Source organism: Alkalimonas mucilaginosa, assembly GCF_036327005.1.
In the GTDB taxonomy this organism is placed as follows: Bacteria; Pseudomonadota; Gammaproteobacteria; order Enterobacterales; family Alteromonadaceae; genus Alkalimonas; species Alkalimonas mucilaginosa.
Map to the genome: position 1 here is coordinate 162,017 of NZ_JAUGZK010000002.1, position 17,573 is coordinate 179,589.

12 protein-coding genes are annotated in these 17,573 nt (G+C 53.4%); 8 read left to right on the forward strand and 4 right to left on the reverse strand.

The annotated features are described in order from the left end of the window. Nucleotides 1-2,760: a two-component sensor histidine kinase BarA gene (barA, locus tag QWF21_RS03060; RefSeq protein ID WP_330086569.1), complete on the reverse strand. Its 2,760-nt coding sequence runs from the start codon at nt 2,758-2,760 to the stop codon at nt 1-3. 83 nt (nt 2,761-2,843) lie between these two features. Between barA and rlmD the strand changes: the two genes are divergently transcribed. The 5 genes from rlmD to eno all read left to right on the forward strand — a co-directional run bounded on the left by rlmD (nt 2,844) and on the right by eno (nt 10,513). Further along, complete coding sequence (rlmD, locus tag QWF21_RS03065; RefSeq protein ID WP_330086570.1) at nt 2,844-4,169, forward strand: 23S rRNA (uracil(1939)-C(5))-methyltransferase RlmD; 1,326 nt, start codon at nt 2,844-2,846, stop codon at nt 4,167-4,169. A 175-nt stretch (nt 4,170-4,344) separates the two neighbouring features. Continuing rightward, nucleotides 4,345-6,531 carry a GTP diphosphokinase gene (gene relA / locus QWF21_RS03070; protein ID WP_330086571.1) on the forward strand — a complete coding sequence of 729 codons (2,187 nt, stop codon included), beginning with the start codon at nt 4,345-4,347 and terminating at the stop codon, nt 6,529-6,531. 13 nt (nt 6,532-6,544) lie between these two features. Next, nucleotides 6,545-7,321, forward strand: a complete 777-nt coding sequence (gene mazG / locus QWF21_RS03075; protein WP_330086572.1) for a nucleoside triphosphate pyrophosphohydrolase — start codon at nt 6,545-6,547, stop codon at nt 7,319-7,321. 202 nt (nt 7,322-7,523) lie between these two features. Then, on the forward strand, nt 7,524-9,161 hold the full coding sequence (locus tag QWF21_RS03080) for a CTP synthase (protein WP_330086573.1): 1,638 nt from the start codon (nt 7,524-7,526) through the stop codon (nt 9,159-9,161). A 59-nt stretch (nt 9,162-9,220) separates the two neighbouring features. Continuing rightward, nucleotides 9,221-10,513, forward strand: a complete 1,293-nt coding sequence (eno, locus tag QWF21_RS03085) for a phosphopyruvate hydratase (protein ID WP_330086574.1) — start codon at nt 9,221-9,223, stop codon at nt 10,511-10,513. Nucleotides 10,514-10,583: 70 nt separating this feature from the next. Here eno and QWF21_RS03090 read toward each other — a convergent pair whose 3' ends face one another. After that, nucleotides 10,584-12,179, reverse strand: coding sequence for a protein adenylyltransferase SelO (locus tag QWF21_RS03090; RefSeq protein ID WP_330086575.1), 1,596 nt, complete (start codon nt 12,177-12,179; stop codon nt 10,584-10,586). Nucleotides 12,180-12,256: 77 nt separating this feature from the next. On the opposite strand from QWF21_RS03090, the gene QWF21_RS03095 reads away from it, so the two are divergent. The 3 genes from QWF21_RS03095 (at nt 12,257) to QWF21_RS03105 (ending at nt 15,526) form a co-directional block, all read left to right on the forward strand. Continuing rightward, the gene (locus QWF21_RS03095; protein WP_330086576.1) at nt 12,257-12,550 is read left to right on the forward strand and encodes a high-potential iron-sulfur protein; all 294 of its coding nucleotides are present in this window, start codon (nt 12,257-12,259) and stop codon (nt 12,548-12,550) included. Nucleotides 12,551-12,660: 110 nt separating this feature from the next. Continuing rightward, the gene (locus QWF21_RS03100) at nt 12,661-13,890 is read left to right on the forward strand and encodes an adenosine deaminase family protein (RefSeq protein ID WP_330086577.1); all 1,230 of its coding nucleotides are present in this window, start codon (nt 12,661-12,663) and stop codon (nt 13,888-13,890) included. A gap of 10 nt (nt 13,891-13,900) precedes the next feature. Continuing rightward, nucleotides 13,901-15,526 (forward strand): L-lactate permease, encoded by a 1,626-nt coding sequence (locus QWF21_RS03105; RefSeq protein ID WP_330086578.1) that lies wholly within the window; start codon nt 13,901-13,903, stop codon nt 15,524-15,526. A gap of 13 nt (nt 15,527-15,539) precedes the next feature. Here QWF21_RS03105 and QWF21_RS03110 read toward each other — a convergent pair whose 3' ends face one another. Both QWF21_RS03110 and QWF21_RS03115 read right to left on the reverse strand, forming a co-directional pair. Beyond that, on the reverse strand, nt 15,540-16,022 hold the full coding sequence (locus tag QWF21_RS03110; protein WP_330086579.1) for a DUF6436 domain-containing protein: 483 nt from the start codon (nt 16,020-16,022) through the stop codon (nt 15,540-15,542). A 25-nt stretch (nt 16,023-16,047) separates the two neighbouring features. After that, nucleotides 16,048-17,529: a methyl-accepting chemotaxis protein gene (locus QWF21_RS03115; RefSeq protein ID WP_330086580.1), complete on the reverse strand. Its 1,482-nt coding sequence runs from the start codon at nt 17,527-17,529 to the stop codon at nt 16,048-16,050. Nucleotides 17,530-17,573: the final 44 nt, after the last annotated feature.

Sequence of the window (17,573 nt, forward strand, 5' to 3'; positions counted from 1 at the left end):
TTAAGCAGGCTGCTGCGAGGGGCCTATCAGTTGCTGCCAATCCTGGCCAGAAATATCCTGCAATAACCCTTCCACCACATCGGACAGCTCCAGCATCTCCGGCTCGAGTTGTGCCAGGCTTTGGCCGCGCTTAAGCTGTGTCTCAAGCTGTTCTGTCAGTTGCTTAAGTTGTGGTACACCGCTGTAACAAGTGGCACCATGCAATTTATGGACGTGCTGCAACAACTGCTCTGTATCCTGTGCCTGCCATGCTTGTTGGATCAACTGGTAGGATTCGGGTAAGGACCTGCACAGCATTTGCAGCATTTCCAAGGCAAGATCTGCTTTGCCCCCGGCCCGTTGGAGGGACAGTGACCAGTCGATGTAATTGCTGTGCGGGATCACCAGCTCTGGCCTGGCTGGCTGGGCCGGCTTGCTGAGCTTCAGGTGTTCCTGCAAGGTCAGTTGCAGCATGTGTTCATCCAGCGGTTTGCTAAGAAAATCAGCGAAACCAAGCTGCAGCAGACGTTCTCGCTCTCCTGCGATTGCATGGGCAGTGACCGCAATAACCGGCGTTTGCTCATTCAAAGAGCTTTGCTGGATTTTCTGGCAGGCTTCGATGCCATCCATCACCGGCATATTAATGTCCATAAAAATCATATCGTACAGATGGCGGGTAGTTTTGTGCCAGGCCTCGGCACCGTTCATGGCACTATCTACACTGACAACCAGTTCTGAGAGTAAGGTGTGAATCAACTTCAGGTTGGCTTCGTTGTCATCCACTACCAGCACGCGTGCATTGCTTTTTGCCGCTTTTAAAGCAACTGAGTGTTTTGTTACCGGCTCTGCGTAGGGGTGCGCCAGCACCATGGCCAGTTTACGGTGATGCACCGGCTTGGATAAACACGCATCTGCTCCCGATAGCTGGATGGCTTCCCTAAGATGAGGTGACAGGGTGTTGACCAGCAAGAAGCAGTGATCGCAATGTGGCTTCACCCGTTGTACCAGCTCTTGAATTTGGTTGAGCTGATGCAGTGATAGCGTGCGCCCGAGCAGCGCCAGATCATAGTGTTGTTGATGAGCCAGCGCTTGCTGCAATTGCGCCTGAGTGGCGCAAGGCGTCACATGCAAGCCCCAGCTATGCAGTAAGTGAAGGCCAGCCTCGCGTGAGTATTGCTGTGGCTCAAAGTAAAGCAGCCGCTTTCCATCCAGTAGATGGACTGGCAGCGGTTCCGCGACCGTGGTGGGGTGACGTTTGCACTCCAGAGTAAACCAGAAAGTGGCACCTTTGCCCCATTGGCTTTCGACCCCTATGTGGCCGTTCATTGCATGGACTAGCTTCTGAGAAATCATCAAGCCCAGACCTGCGCCCGTGTACTTGCCTGAGTTCACCTTGTGGTTACCGGCGCTGCGAAAGACCTGTTGCAACTGTTCTTCGGTTAACCCTATCCCGGTATCCTGTACGGAAAGGTGCAAACTTAGCTGATGCTCGGAAAGAATGCTGGCGCGAACCCGGATCACCACGCTACCGCGCTCAGTAAACTTGATGGCATTGCCGGCAACATTCATCAGTACCTGCGTCAGCCGCGTAGCATCGACCACCACATCATCCGGACAACTGGGATCGATGATTAAGGCTAGCTCAAGATGTTTCTCAAAGGCCTGGGCTGCCAGCAATTCGGTCGCATCATCCAGTAACTCGCGTAATGATACAGGTTGTGGGTTAAGCGGCATCCGGCCTTCTTCCAGCCGGGCAAAGTCGAGCACATCGTTCACCAGCACCAGCAGGCTATTGGCGGACTTTTGGATGGTTTGCAGGTAGTCATACTGGCTGGCGCTGAGCTGAGTCTTTAACAGTTGCCGGGTAAAACCTAGCACGCCATTTAAAGGGGTGCGGAGTTCATGGCTCATTTTGGCAAGAAACTCGGTTTTTTGTCGGTTTTCCTCCATGGCTTTACGCTTACCCAGTTCCAGCTCAATACTCTGGACTTCTAATTGCTCCATGCTTTGTTCAAGATCGGCCGTTACTTGCTCTATCTGGTACTGCATATCATCTTGCAGGCTTTGACAGCAGAGTATCAGGCTGTGGAGGCCCTGTGCCAGTTGCTCCATTTCATGGCTGGCGGTGGGAGCGTCGGGGTCTTGAGTCAGTAAGTGTTGATGTTGTTGCAGTAACTGCAGCATGGCCTGAATGGGGCGGGTGAGGGTTCGACTGGCCAACCAGCCGAGAATGGCACTGAGCAGCAAGGCCACCAGGACCGCAATGATGGAAGATAACATGGATGATTGACGGGCTAATCTTAGCGAGTCGCGTTGCAGTTGCACAGCAAGGTAGCCTAGTAACTCACTTTGCACACCCTGCTCCGCATTCAACCAGATAGGGGTGCGGATGATGAGCCAGTCCGGGGCTGATTCCAGCTCGGTAAATTGCAAGGGGGGGGAGTAGGTGGTGAGTTGCAACCGTGAAATATGTGGGAAGTGATTGCTGGTAGCAAAGAGCTGGTGCTGTGTATCGAACACAGCGATGCTTTTCACCAGGGGTGAATTTTTGCGATGGCTGATATCCAATAATTGTCGCAGTGCTTGCTGATTGCGATTTGCCAGGGCTTCAGTACTGGCCAATGCCAGTGGCTCGGCAATATTGCTGGCTTGCTGCTCCAGAAAGTGTCGTACATCCTGGGTACGGGCCTGGGTAAAATACCAGCCCAGCGAAACACTGATAAAGAATGTGGGTGCAACAATCAGCAACAGAATGCGGTGATGCAGCGCAAGAGTCGTCATGGCAGAAGCGGCTTGCTACAATAGGTCATTGATACGAGCATCATGACACAACCGTCTGAAAATGCCTACAAGGGTCTTTGGCTATGGCCATCATTTATCAAGCAAAAAAAAACTCAGCTGTAAAATCGTCCCAGCGCCTGACGATTTCGGCGTTGGATCACCTTGGACAAGGCATCGCCCGCCAGGATGGCCGTATTGTGTTTGTGCCGGGGGCTCTGCCTGGAGAGTTGGTGCAGGTAAAGTTAAATGCGCAGAAGAAAAGCTTCAGTAAAGCGGAGCTGCAAAAGGTACTAACACCAGCGGCGGAGCGTCAGCAGGCCCCTTGCCCTCACTTCCAGGACTGTGGTGGTTGCCAGTTGCAGCATGCAACAACCGCAGCGCAATTGCGTTGGAAACAGCAAGCGGTCGAGCAATTGTTGTGTCATCAGACCGGGCTCGAGCAACTACCCTGGGAGAGCGCTATCACAGGTCCCGATTTTGGTTATCGTCGTAAAGCCCGCTTGGGGGTCTGGTATCAGCAAAGTAAGAAACAGTTTCAATTGGGGTTTCGACAGCAAGGTGACTTTCGTATTCAACCATTGATGCAATGCGCTGTGCTTAGTCCGGTACTGCAGCCGGTGTTCAAAAAGCTGTCGCCGGTACTGAAACGCTTGCAACAAGGGCGCTGCATAACGCATCTTGATTTAATTGACGCCGATGGTGTCGCTACTGTGGTGGTGCGTCATACCGAGCCACTTCCAGCAAATGATATTGAATTGCTTTGCGCCAGCTGGCCGGAAGCGCGCTGGCTGGGAGAGGCTGAGTCCGGCCAGTTTACGCCCTGGCAGCATCCAGATGGCCTGCTGCGTTACTCGTTGCCATCACAGCAGCTAACACTCAGTTTTCAACCGGATGACTTTATTCAGGTCAACGCTGTGGTGAATCAACAAATGGTGGATACGGCACTTGACTGGCTCGCGATTCAGTCGCAGGATCGGGTGCTGGATTTGTATTGTGGCATGGGTAACTTCAGCCTGCCGTTGGCGCAACAGGCTGCGACAGTGACTGGTGTCGAAGGCCTGTTGACTATGGTGGCGCGCGCTGCAACCAATGCGGCGAACAACGGTCTTAGCAATGTGCAGTTTGAACAGGCCGATTTGCATTTGCCCTGGCCGCAGAGTGGCTGGAGCCAACAGCGATTCGATAAGATCCTGTTAGATCCGGCCCGGGCTGGTGCTGCTGGCAGCATCGAGCAACTGGGGCGTACCGGGGCTGGCAAAATTTTGTATGTGTCCTGCAACCCGGAAACACTCGCCCGTGATGCCAGCCAGTTGCTGCAACAGGGTTATCAGCTAACACGGTTGAAAGCGGTGGAGATGTTTCCGCAAACTCGCCATCTGGAACTGATGGCGTTGTTTGAGCAGGTTTAACTAAGAGAGCTATTACGCTCGGTGAGTAGCTCTGATGACTGGGTACGCTAAGCAGGCGCGTTTTGCCATGGATGGCAAAACGCAGCCCCCATGGATGGGTTTACGGCGTGTCTGTGTGCGCTACCCAGTCGTCAGAGCCTGACTGATATACGTATGACACGACAAGGGGAAAACCATGGTTACCGTACGCCATGTGCACCGAACCGATAGCACTGAACTGCTAAGCCGTTTAACGGCGCTTAAGCTATCGGAAAAGAAAATTGATGCACTGCTGGCTGCCGAGTCATGGCTATTGCAACAAGGCCTGGCTACCGAACAGCCCGAACTGCGCGATGGTTGGGAGATGGTAGAAATTCTGTCTGAGCTTCGGATGGATAAAGATGCATTACTAGCCGCCTTGTTGTTCCCGCTGTTTGATGCTGGCTTATTGTCTGCGGAAAGCATTGAAGATAATTTCCCGCCCGCTGTACTGCCGATGTTGCTGGCGGTGAAGCAGATGGAAGCCATTCGCAGCATTCCCCTTGGCACCAATCAGACACTGCAACCCCAGCAAGCGGATAATTTACGCCGCATGTTGCTGGCGATGGTGGAAGATGTGCGGGCGGTGGTGATCAAGCTAGCCAGCCAGATTTGCGAGCTGCGCAATGTCAAAAATGCCGATGAAGAAACCCGGGTGCTGGCTGCCAAGGAAACCAATGCTATTTTTGCCCCTCTGGCCAACCGTTTAGGCATTGGTCAAATCAAGTGGGAGTTGGAGGATTTAGCCTTTCGCTACCTGCACCCACAGCTGTACAAACAAATCGCCAGTTTGCTGGAAGAAAAGCGGCTTGATCGCGAGCAGTTTATGCAGGATTTTGTCGCCCAGATTGAGCGCAAAATTGCCGATGCCGAGCTCAAAGCTGAAGTCTATGGCAGGCCCAAGCATATTTTTAGCATCTGGAAAAAAATGCAGAAAAAACAGCTGGCTTTCGATCAGTTGTATGATATCCGGGCGGTACGTATCATCACTGAGCGGGTGCAGGATTGCTATGCCGCACTTGGTTTGGTGCATACTTCCTGGCGGCATTTACCGACCGAGTTCGATGATTACATCGCCACCCCGAAACAAAACGGCTACCAATCCATTCATACCGTGGTGATTGGCCCACAGGGCCGGGCGGTAGAGATCCAAATCCGTACCCGCCAGATGCACGAAGATGCTGAATTGGGGGTCGCCGCACACTGGAAATACAAAGAAGGCTCGCAGCATGGCCGCGAAGGCTACGATGAAAAAATCGGTTGGCTGCGTAAACTCCTGCAATGGCAGGAGGAACTGGTCGACAGCGCCGATCTGGCCGAAGAGCTGCGCAATCAGGTGACCGAAGACCGGGTCTATGTGTTTACCCCCAAAGGCGATATCGTCGATTTACCGCTGGGGTCAACGCCGCTGGACTTTGCCTATTACGTGCACTCCAGCGTAGGTCACCGCTGCATCGGTGCCAAAATTTCCGGCCGTATTGTGCCTTTTACCTACCAGTTAAAAACCGGCGATCAGGTCGAAATCCTGACTGGCCGCGAACAAAACCCCAGCCGGGATTGGTTAAATCCGCACTTAGGTTATTTAAAGTCGAGCCGGGCCCGCTCCAAAGTACAGTACTGGTTTCGCCAGCAAGACAAAGACAAAAACCTGGCCGCCGGCCGCGATTTGCTCGATAGTGAACTGGCCAAGCTGAATCTGCCGATGGAGCATCCGGCCAAGGTGTTACAGCGTTTTAATGTCAACAGCATGGACGAACTGCTGGTGGGCATCGGTGGTGGCGATATCAAGCTGACGCAGGTGGTGCATTATCTGCAAAGTCAGCAGCCAAAAACCAATGAGCCGGAAATTGATCCACGGCTAAAGCAAAAACCCAGTGCGCCCAGAGTACAGAGCGATGTGGTGGTTCAGGGTGTGGGCAATCTGCTGACCCACATGGCTGGTTGCTGCCAGCCGTTGCCGGGCGATGCCATCATTGGTTACATCACGCAGGGCCGTGGTATCGCAGTGCATCGGGATGATTGCGAACAATTCAAACTGATGGAGTCGCAGCATCCGGAGCGGGTGGTGGATGCGACCTGGGGCGATCAGTATGCCTCCGGCTATGCGGTTGATATTCGCATACTGGCGCATGATCGCAATGGCCTGCTGCGCGATATCACCAGCATTCTGGCCAATGAGAAAGCCAATGTCACCCAGATGAACAGTCACTCCAATATCAAAGAGCAGAGCGTGGTGATCAACATGACGCTGGAGCTGTACAACCAGGACTCACTGAACAAGTTGCTCAGCAAAGTCAGCCAGGTACCGGACGTGCTGGAAGCCCGCCGCTGTCATCAAAATTAACGGAAGCCAAACCATGTCGTACCAAATGGATGATTTGCTGGCTATTATGGCCAGATTGCGGGACCCGGAGCATGGTTGCCCCTGGGATATTAAGCAAACCTTTAGCAGCATTGTGCCGTACACCTTGGAAGAGGCCTACGAAGTGGCCGATGCCATTGAGCGGCAAAGCTATGATGAACTCAAAGACGAACTGGGCGATTTGCTGTTTCAAACGGTGTTTTACGCCCGCATGGCCGAAGAGGAAGGCCGCTTTCAATTCAATGACTGCGTGCAGGCCATCTGCGACAAGCTGGTAAGGCGTCATCCGCATGTGTTTGCTGACACTACAGCTGATGATGCGGACCAGGTGCTGCAAAACTGGGAAACACTGAAAAGCGAGGAGCGTAAAGCCTGCGGTCAGCACAGCGTGCTGGATAACATTCCAGCTGCCATGCCGGCATTAAGCCGCGCTTACAAACTGCAAAAACGCTGCGCCAATGTTGGTTTTGACTGGAGCGATATCAATGGTGCCTGGGACAAAGTCAAAGAAGAAGTAGCCGAAGTCGAAGAGCTGCCAGCGGACAGTCCGGAGCTGGCGGAAGAGCTCGGCGATTTATTATTTGCCCTGGTCAATGTGATTCGAAAGCACAAGCTGGAACCCGAAGGCGTGCTGCGTCAGGCCAACAGTAAGTTCGAACGCCGTTTTCGGGCGGTGGAAGAAGAGTTGGCCAAGCTGGGTAAAACCCCACAGCAAAGCGATTTAGCCGAAATGGATGGGCTCTGGGATAAGGTGAAACGGCAAGCACGATAATCCAAAACAAACTTGCTGTTGCAGGCTTGCCGATTTTCCCTGCAACAGCATTGAGCACTTGGCTTTACTTTGCTATACTTTCCTCCCGTCCTGATACCAAATTTCCATCGTAAGCAACACCCATGCTGTGGGTGATTTTGTCGTTGCTGATGTTTGGGGCCATTGGTTATCTTCGCTTTCATTAACGTCGTCTAGGGGTCTCATGACTACACGGTATATTTTTGTGACGGGCGGGGTGGTTTCCTCCCTGGGTAAAGGCATCGCAGCAGCATCGCTGGCGGCCATATTGGAAGCGCGCGGTTTAAGCGTCACTATCCTGAAACTGGACCCATACATCAACCTGGACCCAGGCACCATGAGCCCGATCCAGCACGGTGAAGTCTATGTGACTGAAGACGGTGCCGAGACCGACCTGGATTTAGGCCACTACGAGCGCTTTATCCGTACCAAGATGTCCAAGCGCAACAATTTCACCCAAGGTGCTGTCTACGCCGATGTACTTCGCCGCGAGCGCCGGGGTGATTATCTGGGTGCCACCATTCAGGTGATCCCGCACATTACCAACGAAATCAAAGCCCGCATTATTGCCGGTGGCGAAGGCCACGACATTGCCATTGTTGAAATTGGTGGCACTGTCGGCGATATCGAATCCTTACCGTTTTTAGAAGCCATCCGTCAATTGGCGACCGAAGTGGGCCGTGAGCGCACCTTGTTTATGCACCTGACGCTGGTGCCGTACCTGGGTACTGCTGGTGAGATCAAAACCAAGCCAACTCAGCATTCCGTGAAAGAGCTGCGCTCCATCGGTATCCAGCCGGATATTCTGGTCTGCCGCTCCGATCGGGCCATTCCATCGAATGAGCGGGCGAAAATTGCCCTGTTCACCAATGTGGAAGAAAAAGCGGTGATCAGCTTAAAAGATGTCTCCAGCATTTATCAGATCCCAGCCTTGTTGAAATCGCAGGGACTGGACGATTTGATTGTGCGCCGTTTTCACATCGACTGCAAAGAAGCCGATCTGGCCGAGTGGGAGCAGGTGTTGTACCAGGAGTCCAACCCGACTGGTGAAGTTACCATTGGCATGGTCGGTAAGTACGTGGAGCTGCCGGATGCCTACAAATCAGTGAATGAAGCGCTGGGACATGCTGGCCTGAAAAACCGTTTAACCGTCACCATCAAGTACATTGACTCGCAAGATGTTGAAAGCAAAGGCACGGCTATTCTTGCCGGGCTGGATGGCATTCTGGTGCCGGGTGGTTTTGGTGAGCGTGGCGTGGAAGGCAAAATCAAAGCTGCTCAGTACGCCCGCGAAAACAACGTGCCTTACCTGGGTATTTGTCTTGGCATGCAGGTGGCACTGATTGAATACGCCCGCCATGTTGCAGGTATGGTCGATGCACACTCAAGCGAATTTAACAAAGCCAGCACCCATCCGGTGGTGGGCTTGATTACCGAATGGCTGGATGCAGACGGCGCTGTGGAAACCCGCAGTGAAGACTCCGACTTAGGCGGCACCATGCGTCTGGGCAGCCAGGCCTGTAATCTGGTAAAAGGCACCAAAGCGCGGGCGATTTACGGCAAGGATGTGATCCAGGAGCGCCATCGTCATCGCTACGAAGTGAACAACCATTTTTTACCTCAACTCAAAGAAGCAGGCCTGGTGGTATCCGGGCTATCTGCCGACAACCAACTGGTGGAAATAATAGAAATCCCTACCCACCCATGGTTTGTGGCCAGCCAGTTCCATCCGGAATTTTGCTCCACACCCAGGGATGGACATCCACTGTTTGAGGGCTTTGTGGCGGCCAGCCACCAGCACCAAAAGCAACAACGCGTCTAACAAATCCGGGCCGCGCTCTTTGAGTGCGGCTTTGTTGTTTTATCTACAGGGAAATTACTATGTCTACGATTGCCAACATCATTGCCCGTGAAATCATCGACTCGCGTGGCAACCCGACCGTGGAAGCGGATGTGATTTTAACCAGCGGCATTATCGGCCGTGGCTGTGCCCCATCCGGTGCCTCGACCGGTTCGCGTGAAGCGCTGGAGCTGCGTGATGGCGATAAAAGCCGTTACCTGGGCAAAGGCGTGCAGCAAGCGGTAGCCAACATCGCTGGCCCAATCAAAGCTGCCTTGGTAGGACAAGATGCACAGCAGCAAGCTGAAATTGATCGCATCATGATCGAGCTGGACGGTACCGAGAGCAAAAGCAAGCTGGGCGCCAACGCCATTCTGGCGGTATCACTGGCGGTGGCGCGTGCTGCAGCAGCCGATAAACAAATCCCACTGTACCAGCACATTGCCGATTTAAACGGCACCCCAGGCCAGTACTCGATGCCGGTGCCGATGATGAACATCATCAACGGTGGTGAGCATGCCGACAACAACGTCGATATTCAGGAATTTATGATCCAGCCGGTCGGTGCCAAAAGCTTCAGCGAAGGCCTGCGCATGGGCGCTGAGATTTTCCACCAGCTGAAAAAAGAGCTGCAGCAGCGCGGCCTGAACACCGCCGTCGGTGATGAAGGGGGTTTTGCCCCGGATCTGAAATCGAACGAAGAAGCGCTGGCGGTCATCGTTGAAGCCGTTAAAGCAGCCGGCTACGAGATGAACAAAGACATCACCCTGGCGCTGGATTGTGCTGCTTCTGAGTTCTACAAAGACAACATGTACGTGCTGTCAGGTGAAGGCAAAAGTTTTGACTCGTATGGTTTTAACGATTTCCTGGCCGACTTAACCCAGAAATACCCAATTGTCTCGATTGAAGATGGCCTGGATGAAAGCGACTGGGACGGCTGGAAAGACTTAACCCAGAAAATTGGCAATCAGGTACAGCTGGTCGGTGATGATTTGTTTGTCACCAACACCAAGATCCTGACCCGTGGTATTGAAGAAGGCATCGGCAACTCCATTCTGATCAAGTTCAACCAGATTGGCTCACTGACCGAAACCCTGCAGGCGATTAAAATGGCCAAAGACGCCGGCTTTACCGTGGTGATTTCACACCGTAGCGGTGAAACTGAAGATGCCTTTATCGCCGATCTGGCCGTAGGTACCGCGGCCGGTCAAATCAAAACCGGTTCACTGTGCCGCTCAGATCGCGTTGCCAAGTACAACCAGCTGCTGCGTATCGAGCAGGAGCTGGGCGATAAAGCCATCTACAAAGGCCGTAGTGAAATTAAAGGCCAGTAAGATAGGCTGAGCAATAAAAAAACCTGCCAGTGGTGCAAGCCCTGGCAGGTTTTTTTATTGGCTTGTTATCTCAAGTGCCACAAAAAGTCCGGTGCACCACTTCTTCGGGCTTGGGCGGGGCGATTAAATCCGCCTCGCTGGTGTTGGCAAAAGGCGTTTGCCAGGCCTGTTGCAGGCGCTGGAAAAAACGCAAGTCGCTATGATCCTGTGCCTGCTCGATGGCTTTGGCAATTAAGTGATTGCGTGGGATCAGCAGCGGATTGACGCCATCCATCTGCGCTGCGATGTCGCTATGACTGAGTGGCTGCTGGGCCAGTCGTGTTAGCCAGCGCTCGCGCCATTCGGAAAAGGCGTCGCTATGGGCGAAAAGCTCACGGGCTTTGCTATCGGTTTCTGTGCGCAGCTCATCACTCAGGTAGCGAAAACCCAAGGTAAAGTCGACCTGCTGCTGCTCCAGCAAGTGCAGGTAATCATCCAGTAAGGCTTTGTCAGCCGGGTCAGGCTCGGCGATGCCGATTTTGGCCGCCATCTGCGACAGCCACTGCGCTTCATACTGCGGCTGAAATTGCTGTAAGGTTTCAGTGGCTAATTCCACCGCGACTTTTTCATTGGCGTCAATCAGTGGCAGCAGGCACTCGGCCAGCCGGGCCAGATTCCACAGCGCTATTGGTGGCTGATTGTTGTAGGCGTAGCGGCCGCGCCGGTCAATCGAGCTAAAGACCTTATCGGCCTGGTACTGATCGATAAAAGCACAGGGGCCATAGTCGATGGTTTCGCCACAAATGCTGGTGTTGTCGGTATTCATCACGCCGTGAATAAAGCCCAGTCGCATCCAGTGGGCGATTAGGGTGGCTTGCTTGGTCACCACCTGCCCGAGGAAGGCGAGGTAAGGGTTTTCCTGTTGCCTGCAGTCAGGGTAGTGCCGGTCAATCACATAATCGGTGAACTGGCGCACATAGTCAGGATTGCCCAAAGCTGCAATGTACTGAAAGGTGCCTATACGAATATGGCTGCTGGCGACCCGGGTTAAAACAGCACCCGGTACAGGCTCGTCCCGGTAGACTTTCTGGCCGGTAGCAACGGCAGCCAATGCCCGGGTGGTGGGCACGCCCAGCACCTGCATGGCTTCGCTGACCAGGTACTCGCGGATCACCGGGCCGATGGCGGAGCGGCCATCACCGCCACGGGAAAAAGGGGTGGGGCCGGCGCCTTTTAATTGCACATCATAACGTTTGCTATCCTGCGCCATCACCTCGGCCAGCAACAGTGCCCGGCCATCGCCAAGTTGTGGATTGTATTGGCCAAACTGGTGACCAGCATAGGCTTGCACCAACGGTTTTGCCCAACTGGGCATAGCGTTACCTGCAAATTGCTGCAAGCCTTGCTCGGTTTGCCCCTCATTTTCAGGCAAAGCAAGTTCTGCAGCCAGCAGTTGGTTGAATGCCAGCCAGTGAGGGTTTGCCACCGGGCTAGCCTGCCATGGTTGGAACAAGACATCGGGTAAGCGAGCATAACTGTGATCAACCTGCAAGGGGTAACTCCAAAGGGAACGGGGATCTTCATTGTAGAGCGGCCTGAGGTAAGTCTCAATGCTGGTTTGGTGTTCATAGGTAGAACGACTAAGCTCTATGGTGAATCTCGTTCGGAGTAATTTGTTGCGCAGCATCAAAACCAGTTCGGATTTTGCGCAGTAAAATACATCAACAATAAAAAAATAATCATACACTATGCAGGAGATTAACCATGTCAAAGACCAATGAAAAACGTCGTCAGTTTCTCAAGCTATCCGCCGGTGGCTTGATCGGTATGACGCTCGGTAGCATCAGCTTACGGGCAATTGCTGCGGAACAAGTCAAATTGGACGACCCGCTGGCTAAGGCCATGCGCTATACCCATAAGTCGGAAGTGGAAGGTCAATACTGCCACAACTGCAACCTGATCCAGGGTGAAGAAGCCGATTGGCGGCCTTGTGCTATTTTCCCGGGAAAGCTGGTGGCCAACGAAGGTTGGTGTGCTGCCTGGGTAGCGATGCAATAGGTTTTTTGTTGCGTGAAAACAGGCCAGTTGCGTTCAGCGCTGGCCTTTTATCTTCAGCAAGCATCGGTTTCAGGCTACACTAGCAAGATGCATTGCTGAAGGACATCTTTATGCCCCGCTATTCCATCGATTTTATCCGTGCTATGCCCAAAGCCGATCTGCATCTGCACTTAGATGGCAGTTTACGGCTTGATACACTGCTTGCTATGGCCAAAACCCTGAAAGTACCGCTGCCAGCCGATACGGTAGAGGGGATGCAGGCCCAGGTGTTTAAACCGGCCTATCAGAATCTGGGCGAATACCTGCGCGGTTTCCAATACACCTGCGCCGTGCTGCGTGATGCCGATCATTTAACTCAGGCCGCGTACGAGTTGGCGCTGGACAATCTGGCCGAAGGGGTTAATTACATCGAAGTGCGTTTTGCACCGCAGCTGTTGATGGATTTAAGCAAAGGGCTGGATTTTGATACTGTGATGCGGGCGGTCAATGCAGGCTTGCAGCAGGCTGAATTGGAGTACAACAGCTCGGCCGCTGTGCTGGAGCAGGGCAAGCCACCGTTTCGCTACGGTATTATCAACTGCGCCATGCGGATGGTCGCGGCCAAAGGCTTTTCGCCTTATTACGACCAGCTGTTTCAGCTGATGCGGGATTTTGAGCCGATGCAAGTGATTAAACTGGCGGCGATGGAACTGGTACGGGCCAGTGTGCGGCTGCGTGATGATGAAGGCATTCCTATTGTCGGGCTGGATTTGGCTGGACAGGAATCGGGTTATCCGGCCAGCAAGTTTAAAGAAGTGTACGATTACGCCCATCAGCACTTTCTTCTCAAAACCGTGCATGCCGGTGAGGCCTATGGTGCCGAGAGTGTGTTTGAAGCCATTACTGAGTGCCATGCTGATCGGATTGGTCATGGTTATTCGTTGTTTTTACCAGAGCGTATTCAGGACCCGGCTATTGCTGATCCTGAGGCTTACAGCCAGCGGCTGGCGTCCTTTATGGCCGATAAACGCATTGCGATTGAAGTATGCTTAACCAGCAACTTGCAAACCAACCCGGCCATCGCCGATATCCGCCAGCATCCGTTTGCCGAGATGCTGAAAAACCGGATGGCAACGGTGATTTGCACCGACAACCGTCTGGTGTCCAATACCACCTTAAGTAATGAATACCAGCTGGCGCTCGATCACTTTGATATTCCGATCAAGCGGCTAAAAGACATGGTGGCCTACGGCTTTAAGAAGAACTTCTTCCCCGGCAGCTATGTGGAAAAGCGCCAGTACGCCAAAACCTGCCTGCAGTATTTTGACCGGGTGGCGCAGCATTATGGCTTTATTAGTTAAGGGCAGTTAAATGACCACCCTGCAATGGCTGACCGCCCTGATGCCGGTGCTCAGCGTCTTTGTGCTGCTGGTGGTGCTGCGTTTGCCGGCGACCCGTGCTATGCCACTCAGTTTACTGGTGTCGGCGCTGCTGGCACTTTGGGTCTGGCAGTTGCCGCTGAAGCAGTTGTTGGCTGCCATGCTGGAAGGCGGCGTTATTGCCATCAGTATTTTATGGATTGTGTTTGGCGCTATCTTGCTACTGAATGTATTGCGCTATAGCGGTGGTCTCGATGCAATTCGGGCCGGCTTTGCCAAACTCTCACCAGACCGGCGGGTGCAAACCATTTTAATTGGCTGGCTTTTTGTCAGCTTTTTAGAAGGCGCTGCCGGTTTTGGTACCCCGGCAGCCATTGCGGCCCCTTTGCTGGTGGCCCTTGGTTTTTCGCCGCTGGCAGCGGTGGTGTTGGCGCTGATAGCCGATTCAAGCAGCGTGTCCTTTGGTGCAGTCGGTACCCCGGTGCTGGTGGGCATTGCGCAGGGTATGGCAGGGGCTAGCCCGGAGGCGCTGCAAGCTATTGCGTTGACCGCCATCGGCATTGATGTGTTGGTCGCCTCCTTGCTGCCACTGATGCTTTGTTTGATCTTGACCCGTTTTTTCAGTGAAGAAAAAAGCTGGTGGCCGGCTTTGCAGCTGGCCCCTTTTGCCCTGTTGGGTGGCCTGGCCTTTACCGTGCCCGCTTATGGGGTGGCCTGGCTGCTGGGGCCAGAATTTCCATCCATTGTCGGCGCCTTAACCGGCTTAGCGCTGATGAGTACCCTGGCACGTTATCGTATTCTGTTACCCAAACAGCCCTGGTATTTCTCGGCAGAAGACAAAGCCCAAAGCGAAGCTTTGCAGCGTCAGGCGCTGACCATGAAGCTTGCGATGCCGCTGTGGCGTGCCTGGTTACCCTATGTGCTGGTTGCCTTGTTATTGGTGCTAAGCCGGATACCACAGCTACCGCTGCAAGGCTGGTTGCGCCGTCTGGAATGGCGTTGGGCCAATATCCTGGGCACCGACATCAGCGCCAGCCTGGCACCTTTGTACTTGCCTGGCAGTTTCTTTTTAGCGGTGGCGCTGCTGACACTCTGGCTGCACCAGAATCCAAAACAGCAAAGCCGCTGGCGTATGGTGCAACCAGCCGTACGTGATAGTTTGGCCCGGCTTGGTCCTGCGACCATTGCCCTGATGGCCTCGGTGCCGATGGTGCGGATATTTTTACAATCCGGTGTTAATGATGCAGGCTTGGCAGCCATGCCGTTTGAATTGGCGCAGGTCGCTGCATTGCATCTGGCCGATTACTGGATCTGGGTTGCACCTTTAATTGGCGCTTTGGGATCTTTTTTGGCCGGCTCGGCGACCTTTTCCAATATGATGTTTGCGTCCTTTCAACAAACGGTAGCTAGCGAAGCGGCCTTGCCGGAGACTCTGGTGCTGGGGCTACAACTGCTAGGTGCCAATGCGGGCAATATGATCTGTGTGGTCAATGTGGTAGCCGCCGCCAGCGTGGTTAATTTAAGTGGCCGTGAAGGTGATATTATCCGTTATACTCTGCTGCCGATGCTGTACTACTGCCTGGCTGCCAGCTTGGTGGCGGTATTATTCTGGCTTTGATTCGGACGACGCCTTAGACCGACTGTAAGCAGCGACAGCTGCTGCTTTCGCCATTCAGCCAGCCGCCAGCCAGCTGGACTTCACCGCGGAGTAATCGCTCTATCCAGCCATCGCCAGAGCCGCAAATGGGCCCGACCGAGTACGGACCGGCGTACACCAGTTCCTCACCGTTCAGTAAAATGGCCATTGGCGCTGCTGGTATGCTTAATCCCAACTGCCGGGCCTCAGCAATACTCAGGGTGTAGTGCGGGATCTCTGCAAAGCTTTGCTGCAGTGCTTGCTGGTGTTGTTGCTGCTGACGATGGCAGCGGCAAGCAGGGTCGATTACATGCAGCAGTTGCATAGAGTTCCCGCCCGATGCTGTGACCAAGCTGGTGAGAATAAGGCCTTCTGTGTCTTGTTGCTGCCAGCGCTGCTCCGGATCAAAAACGCCTACCACACTATGCTGATCCTGCCACAGCAGGTAACCACTTAGCAGCAACCAGCCTAGTAGCATCAGCGAACTCAATGCAACTTTCATCTCAATGACTAAACCGTTTCATTTCAATGGCCAGGGTATCGGAGGCGGATTTTACGCCTTGGGCCACATCGACTACAGCTTGACCCTGTTGTTGCTGCTCAATCGCCATGGAGCTTAATTCCTGCGCCGACTCGGCAATTTCCTGGCTGGCCTGACCTTGCTGGCTTAAGGTGGTCGACATGATCTCTGCCGATTGAAGCACACTTTGCACCTGCTGCAAGATGGCACGTAGTTGTTCACCACTGTCACTGGCACTTGCTTTGGTTTGCTCCAGTTGGTTCAGACATTGATCGACCGCCTCAACCGATTGCTGGCTGCTTTGCACCATCCGCTCAATCATGCCTTTGATTTCACCGGCCGAGCTATTAGTTCTGGATGCCAGGGTGCGCACTTCGTCGGCGACCACGGCAAAACCACGACCTTGTTCGCCAGCACGGGCAGCCTCTATGGCGGCATTGAGCGCTAGCAGGTTGGTTTGCTCGGCAATGCCCTGGATTACATCCAGTACCCCTTTAATCTCCTGGGTGGACTCTGCCATGCCATGCACTTTTTGGCGGGAAGCTACCAGGTTATCAGCCAGCGCCTGTATGGTTTCTATGGTGGTGGTAATGGACGCCTGGCCTGAGCCTGCCGCCTGATCCGAGTCATGTGCCAGGGATACCACCTGATTAGCCAGTTCAGCCAGCTCCTGAATACTGGCCGACATTTGCTCGGTGGCGGAAGCGATACGCTCAACTTCTTTCATCTTTTGTGTCATCCGATCGGCCAGCGAACAGCCTTGCTGCAATAACTCATCGGACTCTTGATCCAGCTGTTTTGCTACTTTATCTATAGTGCCTACGGTTTGTTCAATGGTGCTAACCACTTTGATAAATCGTCCGACCAACCTTGAGTTAACCGCCGGTGCCGGGGTGCTCAAAACAATTTGCCCATCGGTATTGAGCATCTGCTGCGAGCTGGTCATAAAGAACTGACCAATTTGAGCTTCTTTGTAGCTGTAGCGGCAAATCAACATCAAGACAACGGCTTCGACCACCACGTAAGCAGCGTGGATCATCACGATGGTGAAGGTTGCATCTGAATCCGGTACCAGATAGATCGGCTGACCACTACTTTGCAACCACATAAACAGCAAATGATGCACGGCGATGACGCCTGCTGCTACCAGAATCACCAGCCAATCCCGAAAGGCAATCAGCACGGCCAGCAGTACAAAAATACCAAAGTGCACTTCGGTCATGCCAATGCTCTGCTGAATATGCAGCGCACAAAACAGCATAAAGCTGATGCCGTAGCTGATGCGGGATAACGGATGATCGCCCAGGCTTTGTTGTAACCAAAAGGGAATGGCCACAGCGGGTACGCCGATAAGTAAAGCCAACAACCAGGTGTTGTGCAAAAAAGCCAGTAGAAAGGCTAGCAATAGCAAACCGCAGTTGACGTAGAGCGCGATTTGGAACGCTTGTTGACGAAACTTGGGCATAAAAAGCTCCTGACAGCTTGAAGCATGAATAAGTAGGTTAGTTA